Origin of the sequence: Pectobacterium betavasculorum (assembly GCF_000749845.1) — a bacterium.
Lineage (GTDB): Bacteria > Pseudomonadota > Gammaproteobacteria > Enterobacterales > Enterobacteriaceae > Pectobacterium > Pectobacterium betavasculorum.
Genome location: NZ_JQHM01000003.1, coordinates 117,713 through 136,269 on the forward strand (window position 1 = coordinate 117,713; position 18,557 = coordinate 136,269).

The window sequence follows — 18,557 nt, forward strand, 5'->3', positions numbered from 1 at the left end:
TGGCAGAAATTCAGGAGAAAAGATAAAAATGCGAGTGTTGAAATTTGGCGGAACTTCAGTAGCGAATGCGGAGCGTTTTGCACGCGTTGCCGACATTATCGAAAATAACGCGCGCCAGGGACAGGTGGCCACCGTATTGTCCGCGCCGGCGAAAATTACCAACCATCTGGTTGCCATGATTGAGAAAACCGTTGCTGGACAAGATATTCTGCCTCATTTAAACGACGCCGAAACTATCTTCTCTTCGCTGCTGCAAGGTCTTGCCGCATCCCAGCCGGGCTTTGAACATGCCCGCCTGAAGGCATGCGTGGAACAGGAATTCGCACAGCTGAAACACGTTCTGCACGGCATCGCGCTGCTGGGTCAGTGTCCTGACAGCGTGAATGCCGCGATCATCTGTCGGGGGGAAAAACTGTCTATCGCCATCATGGAGGGGGTCTTTCAGGCACGTGGTTATGGCGTCTCCGTCATCAACCCGGTTGAGAAACTGCTGGCGCAGGGACACTATCTCGAATCTACTGTCGATATCACTGAGTCGACTCGCCGTATCGCTGAAAGCGCGATCCCGAAAGATCATGTGATCCTGATGGCGGGCTTTACTGCCGGTAACGACAAAGGCGAGCTGGTAGTGCTGGGCCGCAACGGTTCAGACTATTCCGCTGCTGTGCTGGCTGCGTGTTTGCGTGCCGATTGTTGTGAGATCTGGACCGATGTTGATGGCGTGTATACCTGCGATCCGCGTCAGGTGCCGGATGCCCGATTATTGAAGTCGATGTCCTATCAGGAGGCGATGGAGTTGTCCTATTTCGGCGCCAAAGTCCTCCACCCTCGCACCATTGCTCCTATCGCCCAGTTCCAGATTCCCTGCCTCATCAAAAACACCGAAAATCCTCAGGCTCCCGGTACGCTCATCGGCATGGACAGCACCGATACTCAGTATCCGGTAAAGGGCATTACTAACCTTAACAACATGGCGATGATCAACGTATCCGGCCCCGGCATGAAAGGCATGATCGGCATGGCGGCGCGCGTATTTGCTGCGATGTCGCGTGCGGGTATCTCTGTCGTGCTGATCACCCAGTCATCTTCTGAATACAGCATCAGCTTCTGCGTATCGCAAAACGAGCTGGCGCGCGCCAGAAAAACGCTGGAAGACGAATTCTATCTGGAACTGAAAGAAGGCGTCCTGGAGCCGCTGGATGTGATGGAACGTCTGGCGATCCTCTCTGTGGTGGGCGATGGTATGCGCACGCTGCGCGGTCTGTCTGCTCGCCTATTCTCTGCGCTGGCGACGGCAAACATTAATATCGTCGCTATCGCACAGGGATCGTCCGAGCGCTCTATCTCTGTCGTAGTCAACAATGATGTCGCCACGACTGGCGTGCGCGTTGCACACCAGATGTTGTTTAACACCGATCAGGTGATCGACGTATTTGTTATCGGCGTGGGTGGCGTAGGTGGTGCACTGCTGGAGCAGATTCATCGTCAGCAACCGTGGCTGAAAGACAAGCATATCGACCTGCGTGTGTGTGGGATAGCCAATTCTAAAGCCATGCTGACCAACATTAACGGCGTTTCGATGGACAACTGGCGTGAGGAGCTGGCAAAAGCTCGCGAGCCGTTCAATCTGGGGCGTCTGATTCGTCTGGTTAAAGAGTATCACCTGCTGAACCCGGTGATTGTCGACTGTACGTCGAACCAGTCTGTGGCCGATCAGTACGTAGATTTTCTGGCCGATGGTTTCCACGTGGTGACGCCAAACAAGAAAGCCAACACCGGGTCGATGAACTATTATCACCAACTGCGCAGCGCTGCGGCGAAATCCCGCCGCCGTTTCCTGTATGACACTAACGTCGGCGCAGGCCTGCCAGTTATTGAGAATCTGCAAAATCTGTTGAATGCAGGTGATGAACTGATTCGCTTTACCGGTATTCTCTCTGGCTCGCTGTCCTTTATTTTCGGTAAACTCGATGAAGGCATGTCGCTGTCGGAAGCGACGGCGCAGGCGAAAGAAAAAGGCTATACCGAACCCGATCCGCGTGACGATCTGTCCGGTATGGACGTGGCGCGTAAGCTGCTGATTCTGGCGCGTGAGGCGGGGTATCAACTGGAGCTGGGCGATATTGAGGTGGAGTCCGTTCTGCCTGCCAGCTTCGATGCGTCCGGCGATGTCGTCAGCTTTATGCAACGCTTGCCTGCGGCAGACGATGAGTTTGCCAGCCGTGTTGCACAAGCGCGTGATGAAGGTAAAGTACTGCGCTATGTCGGCGTCATTGAAGAAGGTCGCTGTAAGGTCAAGATCGGTGCTGTTGGCGGCAACGATCCACTGTTTAAAGTCAAAGATGGCGAGAATGCGCTGGCGTTCTACAGCCGTTATTATCAGCCACTGCCGCTTGTATTGCGCGGTTATGGCGCGGGTAACGATGTTACCGCTGCTGGTGTGTTCGCAGATCTGCTGCGCACCTTGTCATGGAAGTTGGGAGCATAATTATGATTAAGGTGTATGCACCTGCATCAATCGGTAACGTCAGCGTCGGGTTTGATGTGCTGGGTGCTGCCGTTTCGCCTGTAGACGGTTCACTGCTGGGAGATTGCGTCTCTGTTGAGGCCGCCGATCTGTTCAGTTTGCGTAATGAAGGGCGTTTTGTTAGCAAACTGCCGGACAACCCGAAAGAAAACATTGTGTATCAGTGTTGGGAACTGTTCTGTCAGGAAATTGGCAAAACTGTGCCTGTAGCGATGACGCTTGAAAAGAACATGCCAATCGGTTCTGGGTTAGGCTCCAGCGCCTGTTCTGTCGTTGCCGGTCTGATGGCGATGAACGAATTTTGTGGCAAACCGCTCGATGATTCTCGTCTGCTAACGCTGATGGGCGAGCTGGAAGGGCGCATTTCTGGTAGCGTTCACTACGATAACGTCGCCCCGTGTTTCCTCGGCGGTGTCCAACTGATGCTGGAAGAAAATGGCATTATCAGCCAGCCGGTGCCGTCGTTCGATGATTGGCTGTGGGTCATGGCGTATCCGGGAATTAAAGTCTCAACCGCAGAAGCGCGCGCGATTCTGCCTGCGCAATATCGTCGTCAGGATTGTATTAGCCACGGTCGCTATCTGGCTGGCTTCATTCACGCTTGCCATACCGGGCAGGCTGGGCTGGCGGCGAAACTGATGAAGGATGTTATCGCAGAACCTTATCGTACTAAGCTGCTGCCCGGCTTTGCTGCCGCTCGTCAGGTTGCTGAAGATATCGGAGCGCTGGCCTGCGGTATTTCTGGTTCTGGCCCAACGTTATTCTCCGTTTGCAACAACATGGCGAGCGCACAGCGTCTGGCCGACTGGCTACGGGATAACTATTTGCAGAATGATGAAGGTTTTGTTCATATTTGCCGTCTTGATACGACTGGCGCACGACAACTGGGATAACGCATGAAACTGTACAACCTTAAAGATCATAACGAGCAGGTTAATTTTGCTCAGGCTATCAAGCAAGGACTGGGGAGCCAGCAGGGGCTATTCTTCCCGTTGGAGCTGCCAGAATTTGAGCGCACCGAAATTGATGCGTTGCTGGAACTGGATTTCGTCACCCGCAGCAGCCGTATTCTGTCTGCCTATATCGGCGACGAGATTGCGGCTGAAACCGTGTTCGAGCGCGTAAAAGCGGCGTTTGCGTTCCCAGCTCCTATCGCGCCAGTTGAGGAAGATGTCGCTGCGCTGGAGCTGTTCCACGGCCCGACGCTGGCTTTTAAAGACTTCGGTGGCCGCTTTATGGCGCAAATGCTGACGGAAGTGTCTGGCGACGAGAAAATCACTATTCTGACTGCGACCTCTGGCGACACCGGGGCTGCCGTGGCACACGCTTTTTACGGTCTGAAAAACGTCCGCGTCGTGATCCTGTATCCGCAGGGGAAAATCAGCCCATTGCAGGAAAAACTGTTCTGTACGCTGGGTGGTAACATTCACACCATCGCTATCGACAGCGATTTCGATGCCTGTCAGGCATTGGTGAAAAAGGCATTTGATGATGAGGAACTGAAAAAGGCAATTGGCCTGAATTCAGCGAACTCTATCAATATCAGCCGCCTGTTGGCGCAAATTTGCTATTACTTTGAAGCTGTTGCACAACTGCCTCAGGAAGCCCGTAACCAACTGGTGGTTTCTGTACCAAGCGGTAACTTCGGCGATCTGACCGCAGGTCTGCTGGCGAAATCGTTGGGTCTGCCGATTAAGCGTTTCATTGCGGCGACTAACGCCAATGACACCGTACCGCGCTTCCTGAGCAATGGTAACTGGGAACCGCATAAGACAGTGGCAACGTTATCCAACGCGATGGATGTGAGCCAGCCAAATAACTGGCCGCGCGTGGAAGAGCTGTTCCGTCGTAAGAACTGGCAGTTGAAGACGCTGGGCTTTGGTGCGGTGAGTGATGACACCACGAAAGAAACCATGCATCAACTTGATGCGTTAGGCTATCTCTCCGAGCCGCACGCGGCGATTGCTTACCGTCTGCTGCGCGATCAACTGCAAGCTGGCGAGTTTGGCTTGTTCCTGGGGACGGCGCACCCGGCGAAATTCAAGGAAAGCGTAGAAGAAATTCTGGGCAAAGAACTGGATCTGCCTGAAGCGCTGGCTGAACGTGCCGATCTGGATTTGCTGTCGCACAACTTCCCGGATGATTTTGCGAAGCTGCGTGAATTCCTGATGGCTTTACCGAAGTAAGGTTACTGCAAGGACTGCCTCTTAGTGACATGCTTTATGCGGACCAAGAGGTGGTTTCGTGCGCGATCGTGCTGTTATTTTCATGCTACCTCGTAGCACGCGCCCGACACAGGGCGGCTCAAACGCCGCTCGCCCCGTGACCCCTGGCTTTTCGGCGCTAATTATGCCGCTAACGCGGTGCCTTCGTCGGTATCGTGCTTTACGGACCGCTTGCGACACGTTTACTCGCCCCATAAATGGGGCTCGCCCTTCGGGCCAGCACAAGTGCTGTTCAAAAACGTCTCTGACGTTTTTGTCCGACGTGGCGCAAGCTTTCGCCGCGTCCTGCGGCTCATCCTAAGCCCGCTATCTCCTCAGCATAATTTTTTACGCCGGATAACGGCAAAATCGCGATACTTTCCTGTACTTGTGTATAAAGGCTACCCTGATAGGGAAGCTGGGGGGCGGTTGTTATTCGTCAAAGTAAATTACTGTTCGTGGCGCTTGAATACCAGTTCATCATTTGAAGAGTCCGACGCCTCGAAAAAGTAACCTTCCAGATTAAACGCTTTCAACTGTTCCGGTTGAGTCAGGCGATTTTGAATAATGAAACGACTCATCAGGCCGCGTGCTTTCTTGGCGTAGAAACTGATCACCTTAAATTTACCGTTTTTCTCATCCAAAAAGACAGGCTTGATCAAACGGGCATTAAGCTTTTTCGGTTTGACGGCTTTGAAATATTCATCCGATGCCAGATTAATCAGTACGTCGTCACCTTGATCGCGCAATGCTTGATTCAGTTTTTCGGTGATGGTGTCGCCCCAGAAACTGTAGAGGTCTTTACCTGCTTTATTTTCCAGTTTGGTGCCCATTTCCAGCCGATACGGTTGCATCAAATCCAGCGGACGCAATACGCCGTACAGACCCGACAACATACGCAGATGCTGCTGGGCGAAATCGAAGTCATCCTCGCTGAAATCTTCTGCGGCTAATCCAGTATAAACATCACCCTTAAACGCCAGCAGCGCCTGACGCGCGTTCTCCGGTGTGAAATCGGGGTGCCAATCGCTAAAACGGCCTGCGTTCAGGTCAGCCAGTTTATCGCTGATGCTCATCAGTGAGGCGATTTGTGCTGGCGTCAGTTTTTTACATACGCCAATCAGCTTGCTTGAATAGTCCAGAAGCTCTGGCTGGGTATAGCGCGTTGTTGCCAAAGGACTGGTGTAGTCGAGCGTTTTTGCGGGTGAAATAGTAATAAGCATGCGCCATGTCCTGTCGGTCTGATTTTTGATGCGTCTACTATAGCAAGAACCCGATAAGAAAACGGCGATATACCCGTAATACTTCAAGCTGCATGTGCGTTGGCTGCGTTCACTCACCCGAATCACTTACTTGTGTAAGCTCATCGGGATGAAATGAGAGACATCCCGTCTCTCACCGAAGGCCAGCCGTTGGCTGGTCAAATTCGTTCCCGACGAATTTGTCGCTCTCTTACCGCGTTATTCGGCCTTATGGCCTCAGCCCTTCGGGGTCAGCGCAAGCGCTGTTCAAAAACGCCTTGCCGTTTTTGTCCTGCAACTCGAATTATTTGGGGTATAGCTATAACACGCCTCGTCTTATCTGCAACTAATCGCCGTTGCAGGGAAGAGGGGAAAAAGGCTGGCTTGCACGGGAAAGTGCGCGTGTTATTATCAGATTTCGGCGCAAAACAGACGGCCACCAGATTAGATAACAAGTCGATTCATATACGAGCTATTTTCATTCACGAGCACCACGTATAAACAACGAGACATGCCAACATGACGGATAAACTGACTTCCCTACGCCAACTGACCACGGTTGTAGCTGATACCGGCGATATTGCGGCAATGAAACTGTACCAACCGCAAGATGCGACCACCAACCCTTCACTGATTCTGAATGCGGCGCAAATTCCTGAATACCGCAAGCTGATCGACGAGGCAATTGCCTGGGCGCGTGAGCAGAGCAACGATCGCAAACAGCAGGTCGTGGATGCCACGGATAAACTGGCGGTCAATATCGGTCTCGAAATTTTAAAATTGATCCCTGGCCGTATCTCCACAGAAGTGGATGCGCGTTTGTCTTATGACACCGAAGCCAGCGTGGCGAAGGCAAAACACCTGATCAAGCTGTACAACGACGCGGGCATCAGCAACGAGCGTATCCTGATTAAACTGGCTTCCACCTGGCAGGGCATCCGCGCGGCAGAGCAGTTGGAAAAAGAAGGCATCAACTGTAACCTGACGCTGCTGTTCTCCTTTGCACAGGCGCGCGCTTGTGCTGAAGCGGGCGTGTTCCTGATTTCACCGTTCGTTGGCCGTATCCTTGACTGGTACAAAGCCAATGGCGATAAGAAAGAATTCGCACCGCATGAAGATCCAGGCGTGGTTTCCGTTAGCGAAATCTACGACTACTACAAAGAGCACGGCTATGAAACCGTCGTGATGGGCGCAAGCTTCCGTAACGTCGGTGAGATTCTGGAACTGGCCGGTTGCGATCGCCTGACGATTGCACCAGCCCTGCTGAAAGAACTGTCAGAAAGCGAAGGTGACGTGGTTCGTAAGCTGTCTTACGCTGGTGAGGTGAAAGTTCGTCCGGCGAAAATGACGGAAGCGGAGTTCTACTGGCAGCATAACCAGGATCCAATGGCGATTGATAAACTGGCGGACGGGATCCGTAAATTTGCTATCGACCAGGAAAAACTGGAAAAGATGATTGCCGATTTACTGTAAGCATTTTGCTGATGAAAATAGCCGGGATTCCCGGCTTTTTTTTTGTCTGTCTGTAAGTTGGTATCGCAGAGGAAAGGTCTATTTGGCCGTCGCGTTACGGGTTTTCTTCGCGATATAAAGATTATCATCGGCACGTTTCATCACTTCGATTAAATCTTCTCCAGCGGCATGGTATTCAACCAGCCCAATACTGACCGTTAGCCTAATTTTCCCCGCAGTGGTTTCACACGGTGTATTGCTAACGCGTTCTCTTGCTTTATCCACGATGATATACGCATCATCTACTCCGGTATTCGGTAACACGATCGCGAACTCATCGCCACCAATACGACCAAAAATATCTTCTCGGCGAAAGGATTTTTTGAAGGTGTCGGCAACAAACTTCAAAGCATCATCACCGACGCTATGACCAAAGCTATCATTCACCTGCTTAAAGTAGTCGATGTCGATCAGAATGACGCTAACGGGCCGCTTATTCAGATTCGCGATACTAAACGCTTTATTGGCTGCCAGAAAGAACGCATCTCGCCGTAAATAGCCAGTAAGATCGTCATATCTGGCAATGATAGGTAATTCTATTAGGTATTTTTTCGCCAGAAGCGACAGTAAGCTGCCTAAAATGGCAGAAAGCAGCACCACGCTCAGAATAATTGTCGCCGAGCCAGGAGATATCAGTGTATAAAAAAATGAAGGTGGTGGTGCTTCTGACGTGGTTCTAATCCGAATACCCAATAATTCGTCTGTGGGCGATAGCACCGGGAATATGATGGTAAGTGTGCCTTTACCTGCATATTCACCAATTGATGGCAGTCTATTCTGGCAGATACGGATAATCGCCATATCCTTAAATGTCAGGTCGGATGACGATAATCGATTAATACATTCGCTGCGAACGTCGCGCGTATTAAACACCCATGTTCTCATTCGTGCAGAGACATAGGAGCCAGTTTTTCGGATGCTATCACTCTCCGTCACCTCTCCACCCGCGTTATAGGATTCATAGGTCTTGATGGTGATGTCCAGATTCTGCCGTTCTACTTTCCATACGTTTTTGCTTGCTTCATGAGTAAGAAAGATAGTGATAAAAAAGGAAATAAATCCAAAGAGGAAGAAGGCCGAGGTAGGATGTGAAAAGAGCTTTAATATCTTATATTTAAAATCGTTCATGGCGACTTCCTTGATAGAGCTTTTTTTACTTATTGTGATACTAAAAGAAGTGCTTTAATTTTATCATATTATTCGGTTTTACGTGATGTTCTGTCGTGGCGGCTCTCACCCTTTTTCTCTTTAATATATATCTCAGATAATTCGAATTGCAGGAAGGCGGCTTGAAAGGGACAAATTTGTCGAGGACAGATTTGAAGGCTGACCGTAGCGGCCCTTTAGAACGAGGCCCATGACGGGCGCATATTTGAACACAGCTAACGTACATACAGATTGAAGTATTACGGGGATATCTACTTATTTCGTTCATTCTTAATGAGTAAGCGATTTTTTATCCGTCTACTATTTCTAAATTTTAATTTCGCAGCGGTATTACCCATTCAAGTGATTTTTTGAGACGCTATTTAATAATTATTATCAGATTTCGTATTGTACTCGGTGTGAAATAACGGATGTTGTGTGAATTGCCTCATGAGAGCTAATTGTTTGTTAAAAGTCTTCAATATCCTGATAAAATTGGTGTTTTGTTTAAGCTGAGGTGCTTATGAACGTATTGCGTATTGGTTTGGTGTCCGTATCCGATCGCGCTTCCGGTGGGGTTTATCAGGACAAAGGCATCCCAGAACTGGAATCCTGGCTCAGCAGCGCCCTGACCACGCCTTTTGAGGTGGAAACTCGACTGGTGCCGGATGAACAGCCGATGATTGAACAAACGCTGTGTGAGTTGGTGGATGAACGCGGCTGTCATTTGGTGTTGACGACGGGAGGCACGGGGCCTGCGCGTCGTGATGTGACGCCTGATGCTACGCTGGCCGTGGCCGATCGAGAAATGCCGGGCTTTGGTGAGCAAATGCGGCAAATTAGTCTGCGTTTCGTTCCTACCGCAATCCTCTCCCGTCAAGTTGGTGTACTGCGCAAGCAGGCGCTGATTCTCAATTTGCCGGGGCAGCCCAAGTCGATTAAGGAAACGCTGGAAGGTTTAAAAGATGTTGATGGCAAGGTGATAGTGGCCGGTATTTTTGCCAGCGTACCGTATTGTATCCAACTGCTGGAAGGCCCTTACGTTGAAACTAATGCGGACGTTGTAGCAGCTTTTCGCCCTAAAAATGCCGTGCGCGAAATAAAAAACTGAAGTTAGGCGATTTGAAACATAAGATTCAGCTTTGCTGGTGTATAAGAATTTTGCCGCTATAGTAATTTCTACTTTACACACTGCGGTGGCGTTCTTCTTTTCGCACTCTGGCAATGCACGGTAACTTATGACTCAGGATCAACACGCCCATCCTCGCCGATTGAATCGGCAGGACTATAAAACGCTGTCTCTGGCTGCGCTGGGTGGCGCGTTAGAGTTTTACGATTTTATTATTTTCGTCTTCTTTGCTGCCGTGATTGGCGATCTCTTCTTCCCGCCGGATATTCCTGAATGGCTGCGGCAGGTACAGACGTTCGGTATTTTTGCCGCAGGCTATCTGGCTCGCCCGCTTGGGGGCATCATCATGGCCCACTTTGGCGACAAGAGCGGACGTAAGAAAATGTTCAGCCTGAGCATATTGCTGATGGCGTTACCGACGCTGGCAATGGGCCTGTTGCCGACCTATGAAGCTATTGGTATTGCGGCTCCGCTTTTACTGCTGTTAATGCGCGTGCTGCAAGGTGCGGCAATCGGCGGGGAAGTCCCCGGAGCGTGGGTCTTTGTTGCCGAGCATGTGCCTCGCGCCCGTATTGGGTTTGCCTGCGGTACGCTGACTGCCGGCTTGACCATGGGGATTCTGCTGGGTTCGCTGATCGCGACGCTGCTGAATACGGTGCTCACGCCAGAGCAGATGTCGGGCGGCGGTTGGCGTCTGCCGTTCTTCATCGGCGGGGTATTTGGGCTTGTGGCGATGTATCTGCGCCGCTGGTTACAGGAAACGCCCATTTTTATGGAAATGCAGACGCAGAAAAAGCTGGCAGAAGAGTTGCCGCTGAAATCGGTCATCTTCAATCATAAACGTGCAGTTGTGGTTTCAATGCTGCTGACCTGGCTGCTATCTGCATGTATCGTCGTCGTTATTCTGATGGCCCCGACTTACCTGCAAAAAGTCCATAGTATCCCTGCTGCGCTGGCATTGCAGGCTAACTGTCTGGCAACGATTGCGCTGATGGCGGGCTGCGTCGGCTCAGGGCTGCTGGTTGATCGCTTTGGTGCCAGCAAATTGTTTATTGTGGGAAGTCTGTTGCTGGCTGCCTGTAGCTGGTTCTTTTACAGCTCGGCGGCAAGCAGTACGGCGTTGCTCTTTGTCAGCTATGCGATCGTCGGGCTCAGCGTTGGCGTGGTTGGCGGTGTGCCATATGTCATGGTGCGGGCATTTCCCGCAGCCGTGCGGTTCTCGGGAATTTCTTTTTCCTACAACGTTTCCTATGCCATTTTCGGTGGCCTGACGCCCGTTTTTGTCACGCTGATCATGAAGGTGACGCCGATGGCACCCGCATTCTATGTTCTGACGCTGGCCGCGGTAGGATTGTTGTTGGGCGTTTATTTACAACACGATCTGGATGCTGACTCGCGTGCTTCTATTGATAACAACACGCGCGATCGTTCACCCGTCGAAGTTTAAGTACGCTTTATCTTTATCAAAAAACGCGTCATCAAAAACAAACGAGCCCTGTCAGGTTGACAGGGCTCGTTAACATTTAACGCGGCGAGTGCTTACAGGTAGCGCTTATCGCATCAGAACTTATCTGTGTCAGAATTTAGTGGGACGCACCACGTGTACCAATTGGCAGTACGGTACGACCAAACTTCTCGTTCAGTACTTCAGCCATCGCCAGATAAATGGCGCTAGCGCCACAGATAATGCCTTCGTAACCTGCGAAGGTCAGCAGGGCGTGGTTGCCGGTAAAGTTACCTACGGCTAACAGAGCAAACAGCACGGTCAGGCTACCAAAGACAAATTGCAGCGCGCGGTTGGTACCGAATGTGCCAAAGAACATAAACAGCGTGAAGACGCCCCACAGGCCAAGGAATACGCCAAGGAACTGAGCGTCGCTGGCTTCCGCCAGACCCATTTTGGGCAGTACGAGAATGGCAACCAGCGTCAGCCAGAACGCGCCATAAGACGTAAACGCGGTCACGCCAAACGTATTCCCTTTTTTATACTCCAGCAGGCCAGCCAGGATCTGGGCAATACCGCCGTAGAAGATACCCATGCTGAGAATGATGGAAGAAAGTGGGAAAAAGCCTGCGTTGTGCAGGTTCAACAGAATTGTGGTCATCCCGAAGCCCATCAGTCCTAATGGACCAGGATTTGCCAACGTGTTCGTGCTCATAAATCCTCTGCAATAACAGATTATTAATAATCCCTTCGCGTCGGGCGCAGCATTAAGGTTAGCGAATGCGCCAATCACGTTGGGATAGGAGTCGTTTAGGGGTTATTACCCGCCATTGTGTAGGGAAATGTTCCCATTTCTGTGGTGGGCGCGGCATCATATCGGGCGTTTGGAATGGACACAACACGGAGAAGGCAGAATAGTTTGATCGTAAGAGGGGTAAAGGTCATTTTTTTTCATCTTCCCCCTTGATGATAGAAATGTTGGCCCCATCTTATTTTCAACCGAAACAGTTTGACCTGCCGCAAAGGCGTGTGTCGGGCCGTTACATCGGTGGTTAGCATGAAAATGAAACGTGTGCTGCTGATGAAAACGAGGGTGTGTCGTTGGAAAACGAGAAATATTGTTGAAAAACGACATTTCGCCCGCACAGTAGGTTTAACCACCATACCGAATATGACTTTTTAGTGGAGATGTTTAGATGGGTAAGATTATTGGTATCGACCTGGGTACAACCAACTCTTGTGTCGCGATTATGGACGGTACGCAGGTAAAAGTACTGGAAAATAGCGAAGGCGATCGCACCACGCCTTCAATTATTGCTTATACGCAAGATGGTGAGACTCTGGTTGGCCAACCGGCTAAACGTCAGGCAGTAACCAACCCGAAAAATACCCTGTTTGCGATCAAGCGTCTGATTGGCCGTCGTTTCAAAGACGAAGAAGTGCAGCGTGATGCCAACATCATGCCGTACAAAATCATCGCGGCAGATAATGGCGATGCATGGCTGGAAGTGAAAGATCAGAAAATGGCTCCGCCGCAGATTTCAGCTGAAGTGCTGAAAAAAATGAAGAAAACGGCGGAAGACTATCTGGGTGAAACCATCACTGAAGCGGTTATCACCGTACCGGCTTACTTCAACGATGCGCAGCGTCAGGCAACTAAAGATGCTGGCCGTATTGCGGGTCTGGAAGTCAAACGTATCATTAACGAACCAACAGCGGCAGCGCTGGCGTACGGTCTGGATAAAGAAGTCGGCAACCGCACTATCGCGGTTTACGACCTGGGCGGCGGTACGTTCGATATTTCCATTATCGAAATCGACGAAGTTGATGGCGAAAAAACCTTCGAAGTTCTGGCAACCAACGGTGATACTCACCTGGGTGGTGAAGACTTCGATAGCCGCATGATCAACTATCTGGTTGATGAATTTAAGAAAGAGCAAGGTTTCGACCTGCGCAACGATCCGCTGGCCATGCAGCGTCTGAAAGAAGCGGCAGAAAAAGCCAAGATCGAGCTGTCTTCTGCGCAGCAGACCGACGTTAACCTGCCATACATAACGGCGGACGCTACTGGTCCTAAGCACCTGAATATCAAAGTGACCCGTGCGAAACTGGAGTCATTGGTAGAAGAACTGGTGAACCGTTCTCTGGAGCCGTTAAAAGTGGCGTTGCAGGATGCTGGCCTGTCCGTTTCTGAAATTCAGGATGTGATTCTGGTTGGTGGTCAGACGCGTATGCCTCTGGTACAGAAGAAAGTTGCTGACTTCTTCGGTAAAGAGCCACGTAAAGACGTGAACCCAGACGAAGCCGTTGCCATTGGTGCTGCGGTTCAGGGTGGTGTTCTGTCTGGTGACGTGAAAGACGTTCTGCTGCTGGACGTAAGCCCGCTGTCTCTGGGAATCGAAACCATGGGGGGCGTGATGACGGCGCTGATCGCCAAGAACACCACGATCCCGACGAAACACAGTCAGGTGTTCTCAACGGCGGAAGACAACCAGTCTGCGGTAACGATTCATGTTCTACAGGGTGAGCGTAAGCGCGCGCATGACAACAAATCTTTGGGTCAGTTTAATCTGGATGGTATTCAGCCTGCGCCGCGCGGTATGCCGCAAATCGAAGTGACTTTTGACATCGACGCCGACGGTATTCTGCACGTTTCCGCGAAAGACAAGAACAGCGGCCGCGAGCAGAAAATCACCATCAAGGCGTCTTCTGGTCTGAACGAAGAAGAAATCCAGAAAATGGTACGCGATGCAGAAGCGAATGCTGAATCTGACCGTAAGTTTGAAGAGCTGGTTCAGGCACGTAACCAGGGCGATCACCTGCTGCACAGCACGCGTAAGCAGTTGGAAGAAGTGGGCGATAAACTGGCCGCTGATGACAAAACTGCCATTGAAGACGCACTGAAAGCGCTGGAAAGCGCGCTGAAAGGCGAAGACAAAGCAGACATCGAAGCGAAAATTCAGGCGCTGGTTCAGGTTTCTGGCAAGCTGCTGGAAGCCTCTCAGCCACAGACTGGCGCTGAAGGTACCGCTGATGATGCCTCTGCTCGTCGCGACGATGATGTCGTTGATGCTGAGTTTGAAGAAGTAAAAGATAAAAAGTAATCGCCCTTGAGCGGGCGCAGTAGCAGCCACAAGGCTATTGCTGGCAATCAGCACGGGCGTCGAGGAAACTCTGCGCCCGTGCACGCATGTTGAGGGGCAGGAAAAGAAATGGCGAAGCAAGATTATTACGAAAGCCTGGGCGTTGCTAAAAGCGCGGATGAGCGTGAAATAAAGAAAGCATACAAACGTCTGGCAATGAAGTATCACCCGGATCGCAATCAGGGTGATAGCGAGGCAGAAGCCAAGTTCAAAGAGATCAAAGAAGCCTACGAGATCCTTACTGACGCGCAAAAACGCGCAGCCTACGATCAGTACGGTCATGCGGCGTTTGAGCAAGGTGGTATGGGCGGAGGCGGTGGTGGTTTTGGCGGCGGCGGTGCCGATTTCGGTGATATTTTTGGCGACGTGTTCGGGGACATTTTTGGCGGTGGTCGCCGTCAGCGCGCAAGCCGTGGATCCGATTTACGCTACAACATGGAGTTGACGCTGGAAGAAGCGGTACGTGGCGTCACCAAAGAGATCCGTATTCCCGCTCTGGAAGAGTGTGATGTGTGCCACGGCAACGGCGCGAAGCCGGGCAGCTCGCCGATCACCTGTCCAACCTGTCATGGTAACGGCCAGGTGCAGATGCGTCAGGGCTTCTTTACCGTACAGCAGGCGTGTCCGCACTGTCATGGTCGCGGCAAGATCATTAAAGATCCGTGCGTCAAATGTCACGGTCACGGTCGTGTAGAGAAGAGCAAAACGCTGTCGGTGAAAATTCCGGCGGGTGTGGACACGGGTGACCGTATTCGCTTGTCCGGCGAAGGTGAAGCGGGCGAACATGGCGCACCATCAGGCGATTTGTACGTTCAGGTGCAGGTTAAGGCGCATCCGATCTTCCAGCGTGAAGAAAACAATCTGTACTGCGAAGTACCGATCAATTTTGCGATGGCAGCATTAGGCGGCGAGATTGAAGTTCCGACGCTGGATGGCCGCGTGAAGCTGAAAGTGCCTGCGGAAACGCAAACCGGGAAATTGTTCCGTATGCGTGGAAAAGGTGTGAAATCGGTTCGCGGCGGTGCGCAGGGCGATCTGCTGTGCCGTGTGGTTGTGGAAACGCCGGTTAATCTGAACGAGCGCCAGAGACAACTACTGCAAGAACTTGACGAGAGCTTCGGTGGTCCGTCTGGCGAAAGAAACAGCCCGCGCTCGAAAAACTTTTTCGATGGCGTGAAGAAGTTTTTCGACGACCTGACCCGTTAATCGCTTATCGTTAACGCGTGATAGAAAGACCGGTGGGATAAACCTGCCGGTTTTTTTTATGACGGACATCCCTGTCCGTTATCCTGGGGCCGTTGCTACGCAACGTTGAAAGACGCTTCTGAAGTTTTTTATGTTTTTTCCTCTAAACCGCGTCAATTCAATAAGTCGGTTTTCTCGACTATTTAGCCAGTTTTAATCTGCTTTTAACGAGCAATTGGATTGCGTAATCTTACCAGTAAGAAAGCGAACGTTTGGTATTGACGTTCGTACCTGATGGGAGATTAAGTCAATGATAACAATGATTCGGCGCTTCATTCAATTAGATGCGGCAACTGGCGTAATGCTAATGATGGCAACAGTTTTGGCGATCGCACTTGCTAATTGGTCTGCTACTGCTGTGGGCTATCAACAATTTCTGATGATGCCAGTGGAAATGCGGTTTGGCGCACTGGAAATCAACAAGAACCTGCTGCTGTGGATTAATGATGGCCTGATGGCGATTTTCTTCCTGCTAATTGGTCTGGAAGTGAAACGTGAGTTAGTCGAAGGCTCGTTAGCCAGCCGCCAGCAGGCGATGTTGCCACTGGCGGCTGCCGTGGGTGGAATGTTTTTTCCCGCTTTGCTATTTCTGCTTTTTAACGCAAATGATGAGGTGACGCGCGCTGGCTGGGCTATTCCCGCCGCGACCGATATTGCATTCGCCGTTGGTGTGTTGACGTTATTGGGCAAGCGTGTTCCCGCAGGATTAAAGGTTTTCCTACTCGCGTTGGCGATCATTGACGATCTGGGCGCGATCCTGATTATCGCCCTGTTTTATACGCAGCAGATCTTCTGGCCTGCATTGGGTGGCGCGGTGCTGGCGATTGCTGTGCTGGCCTATATGAACAGGCAGCGGGTTGTCAAAACGTCCGCCTATTTGCTGGTAGGGATCGTCTTGTGGGTCTGCATCCTGAAATGTGGCGTTCATGCGACGCTGGCCGGGGTGATTGTCGGATTTTTTATTCCTCTGCGCACGTCCGAGGGGCGAATTTCTCCGGCAACCACGTTGGAACATGGCTTACAAACGTGGGTCGCGTTTCTGATTGTTCCGCTGTTTGCCTTCGCCAACGCAGGCATTGTATTGCAGGGAATTATGCTGGAAAAACTGTTTTCCCCTTTGAGCCTTGGCATCGCTGCTGGGCTATTGATCGGTAAACCATTGGGAATTACTTTGTTCAGTTGGCTAACAATACGATTGGGCTATGCGCGCCTGCCTGTTGGTGTGCACTTTAACCAGATCGTAGCAGTCTCAGTGCTGTGTGGTATCGGTTTTACCATGTCGATATTCATTACGCTGCTGGCCTTCTCCGGCGGCGATGCGGAATTGATTACCTATGCCAAGCTGGGAATCTTGCTGGCATCAGGGCTGGCTGCGCTGCTTGGCTATCTGGCATTACGCGCGGTGTTGCCAACGCTGGACAAGGCAGTTCAGCCGTGTGAGGGTTGATACTGTGCCGGAGGCGCTAAGAGGGGGCGGGTGTGTCTCATTTAAATTTTAATCATCTCTATTATTTCTGGCAGGTTTATAAGTCGGGTTCCGTCGCGGGTGCGGCAGAAATGTTGTTTTTAACGCCGCAGACCATTACCGGGCAAATCAAATGTCTGGAAGAGCGTTTGCAGGGCAAACTTTTCAAGCGCAAAGGGCGAGGGTTGGAACCGACGGAGCTGGGGCAGCTCGTTTTTCGCTATGCGGATAGCATGTTCCAGCTCAGCCAGGAAATGTTGGATATTGTGAATTACCGCAAAGAATCGAATCTGCTATTCGATGTTGGCGTGGCTGATGCGTTGTCCAAACGGCTGGTGAGTCGAGTACTGGAAACGGTCGTGACGGAACAGGAACATATCCATTTGCGCTGTTTTGAGTCGACGCACGAAATGCTGCTGGAGCAGTTGAGCCAGCATAAGCTCGATATGATTCTGTCTGATTGCCCGGTTGATTCAACGCAGCAGGAAGGGCTGTTTTCACTCAAGCTGGGCGAGTGTGGTGTGAGTTTTTACTGTAAGCGTCCGCAGCCTGATCGGCCTTTTCCGGCCTGTCTTGAACAACGTAAGCTACTGATTCCTGGGCGGCGAACCATGCTGGGACGAAAGCTGTTGAATTGGTTTACTGCGCAGAATATTCAGACGAACATTTTGGGTGAGTTTGATGATGCGGCACTGATGACGGCGTTCGGTATTAATAACGATGCGATTTTCGTTGCGCCATCGCTGTATGCCAATGAAATCTATCAGCAGGGCGATATCGTTGAGATCGGTAGGATCGAGAACATTCAGGATGAGTATTATGCGATTTTTGCGGCCAGAATGATCCAACATCCGGCGGTGCAGCGCGTCTGTAACGCGGATTTTTCAGCGCTCTTCTGTGATAGTGCAGCAGGCCTGTCGCGGGATGGTAGCTAAGTAATTGCCGTGACATCACAGATGCAAAAAAACCGGCCTAGGCCGGTTTTTTTAGCAACTACACGCAGATGCGTGATTATTGCATGGCGTTGATGCGCGCAACCAGATTGGATTTATGACGTGCAGCTTTGTTCTTGTGAATCAGGCCTTTACCAGCCTGACGATCCACGATCGGTTGCATGTCATTAAACGCTTTCTGTGCCACTTCTTTATCGCCAGTAGCGATCGCCGCGTATACTTTCTTGATAAAAGTACGCATCATTGAGCGACGGCTTGCATTATGCTTACGGCGCTTCTCAGATTGTACGGCGCGTTTCTTAGCTGATTTGATATTAGCCAAGGTCCAACTCCCAAATATATTCAATCGAGGACAATTCAAAGGCCGTGGAATATGCTCGTTTAGCCTTCGTTTGTCAATGGATTTGTGCAAATAAGCGTCGTTTGTACGTCGACACTTGTTACGTTGTGATGGCGCAGGATTTTAGCAGCTTCACGCGGTGGAATACAGCTTTTCGCATCATAAATTCATCCTGAATTTGATAAAGCCCTGTCTGTCATCGGTAAAG

Annotated in this window: 14 protein-coding genes; 10 read left to right on the top strand and 4 right to left on the bottom strand. The window is 51.0% G+C overall.

The features are described from left to right. The first annotated feature begins 28 nt into the window (after nt 1–28). The 3 genes from thrA to thrC are packed head-to-tail and all read left to right on the top strand — an operon-like array spanning nt 29 to nt 4,713. A complete protein-coding gene (thrA, locus tag KP22_RS10620; protein ID WP_039305588.1) occupies nt 29–2,488 on the top strand; it encodes a bifunctional aspartate kinase/homoserine dehydrogenase I in 2,460 nt (819 codons plus the stop codon). Between the two features lie 2 nt (nt 2,489–2,490). Then, on the top strand, nt 2,491–3,420 hold the full coding sequence (gene thrB / locus KP22_RS10625) for a homoserine kinase (RefSeq protein ID WP_039324168.1): 930 nt from the start codon (nt 2,491–2,493) through the stop codon (nt 3,418–3,420). A gap of 3 nt (nt 3,421–3,423) precedes the next feature. Next, nucleotides 3,424–4,713 (top strand): threonine synthase, encoded by a 1,290-nt coding sequence (thrC, locus tag KP22_RS10630; protein WP_039324170.1) that lies wholly within the window; start codon nt 3,424–3,426, stop codon nt 4,711–4,713. 467 nt (nt 4,714–5,180) lie between these two features. Here the strand turns inward: thrC and yaaA are convergent, their stop codons facing one another. Next, on the bottom strand, nt 5,181–5,954 hold the full coding sequence (yaaA, locus tag KP22_RS10635) for a peroxide stress protein YaaA (protein ID WP_039324172.1): 774 nt from the start codon (nt 5,952–5,954) through the stop codon (nt 5,181–5,183). 537 nt (nt 5,955–6,491) lie between these two features. On the opposite strand from yaaA, the gene tal reads away from it, so the two are divergent. Next, a complete protein-coding gene (gene tal / locus KP22_RS10640) occupies nt 6,492–7,445 on the top strand; it encodes a transaldolase (RefSeq protein WP_039324175.1) in 954 nt (317 codons plus the stop codon). A gap of 78 nt (nt 7,446–7,523) precedes the next feature. Here tal and KP22_RS10645 read toward each other — a convergent pair whose 3' ends face one another. Then, complete coding sequence (locus KP22_RS10645; RefSeq protein ID WP_039305600.1) at nt 7,524–8,612, bottom strand: GGDEF domain-containing protein; 1,089 nt, start codon at nt 8,610–8,612, stop codon at nt 7,524–7,526. A 541-nt stretch (nt 8,613–9,153) separates the two neighbouring features. Between KP22_RS10645 and mog the strand changes: the two genes are divergently transcribed. Then, nucleotides 9,154–9,741: a molybdopterin adenylyltransferase gene (gene mog, locus KP22_RS10650; protein WP_039305604.1), complete on the top strand. Its 588-nt coding sequence runs from the start codon at nt 9,154–9,156 to the stop codon at nt 9,739–9,741. Between the two features lie 127 nt (nt 9,742–9,868). Continuing rightward, a complete protein-coding gene (locus KP22_RS10655) occupies nt 9,869–11,206 on the top strand; it encodes an MFS transporter (RefSeq protein WP_039305606.1) in 1,338 nt (445 codons plus the stop codon). A gap of 136 nt (nt 11,207–11,342) precedes the next feature. Here KP22_RS10655 and satP read toward each other — a convergent pair whose 3' ends face one another. Further along, entirely contained in the window at nt 11,343–11,918 is a 576-nt protein-coding gene (satP, locus tag KP22_RS10660) for an acetate uptake transporter (RefSeq protein ID WP_015731277.1), read from the bottom strand. 481 nt (nt 11,919–12,399) lie between these two features. Here satP and dnaK point away from each other — a divergent pair, with 481 nt between their 5' ends. From dnaK to nhaR, 4 genes are all read left to right on the top strand, one after another. Next, entirely contained in the window at nt 12,400–14,307 is a 1,908-nt protein-coding gene (gene dnaK / locus KP22_RS10665; protein ID WP_039324178.1) for a molecular chaperone DnaK, read from the top strand. A gap of 108 nt (nt 14,308–14,415) precedes the next feature. Further along, the gene (gene dnaJ / locus KP22_RS10670) at nt 14,416–15,552 is read left to right on the top strand and encodes a molecular chaperone DnaJ (RefSeq protein WP_039305610.1); all 1,137 of its coding nucleotides are present in this window, start codon (nt 14,416–14,418) and stop codon (nt 15,550–15,552) included. A 289-nt stretch (nt 15,553–15,841) separates the two neighbouring features. Next, a complete protein-coding gene (gene nhaA, locus KP22_RS10675; protein ID WP_039324182.1) occupies nt 15,842–17,038 on the top strand; it encodes a Na+/H+ antiporter NhaA in 1,197 nt (398 codons plus the stop codon). 32 nt (nt 17,039–17,070) lie between these two features. Then, a complete protein-coding gene (gene nhaR, locus KP22_RS10680; RefSeq protein ID WP_039324184.1) occupies nt 17,071–17,991 on the top strand; it encodes a transcriptional activator NhaR in 921 nt (306 codons plus the stop codon). Nucleotides 17,992–18,067: 76 nt separating this feature from the next. Here the strand turns inward: nhaR and rpsT are convergent, their stop codons facing one another. Beyond that, nucleotides 18,068–18,331 carry a 30S ribosomal protein S20 gene (rpsT, locus tag KP22_RS10685; RefSeq protein ID WP_005973217.1) on the bottom strand — a complete coding sequence of 88 codons (264 nt, stop codon included), beginning with the start codon at nt 18,329–18,331 and terminating at the stop codon, nt 18,068–18,070. Between the last annotated feature and the right edge of the window lie 226 nt (nt 18,332–18,557).

Coding starts and splice junctions, on each gene's coding strand:
- thrA (WP_039305588.1), top strand. CDS start 29: ATGCGAGTGTTGAAATTTGGCGGAACTTCAGTAGCGAATGCGGAGCGT.
- thrB (WP_039324168.1), top strand. CDS start 2,491: ATGATTAAGGTGTATGCACCTGCATCAATCGGTAACGTCAGCGTCGGG.
- thrC (WP_039324170.1), top strand. CDS start 3,424: ATGAAACTGTACAACCTTAAAGATCATAACGAGCAGGTTAATTTTGCT.
- yaaA (WP_039324172.1), bottom strand. CDS start 5,954: ATGCTTATTACTATTTCACCCGCAAAAACGCTCGACTACACCAGTCCT.
- tal (WP_039324175.1), top strand. CDS start 6,492: ATGACGGATAAACTGACTTCCCTACGCCAACTGACCACGGTTGTAGCT.
- KP22_RS10645 (WP_039305600.1), bottom strand. CDS start 8,612: ATGAACGATTTTAAATATAAGATATTAAAGCTCTTTTCACATCCTACC.
- mog (WP_039305604.1), top strand. CDS start 9,154: ATGAACGTATTGCGTATTGGTTTGGTGTCCGTATCCGATCGCGCTTCC.
- KP22_RS10655 (WP_039305606.1), top strand. CDS start 9,869: ATGACTCAGGATCAACACGCCCATCCTCGCCGATTGAATCGGCAGGAC.
- satP (WP_015731277.1), bottom strand. CDS start 11,918: ATGAGCACGAACACGTTGGCAAATCCTGGTCCATTAGGACTGATGGGC.
- dnaK (WP_039324178.1), top strand. CDS start 12,400: ATGGGTAAGATTATTGGTATCGACCTGGGTACAACCAACTCTTGTGTC.
- dnaJ (WP_039305610.1), top strand. CDS start 14,416: ATGGCGAAGCAAGATTATTACGAAAGCCTGGGCGTTGCTAAAAGCGCG.
- nhaA (WP_039324182.1), top strand. CDS start 15,842: ATGATAACAATGATTCGGCGCTTCATTCAATTAGATGCGGCAACTGGC.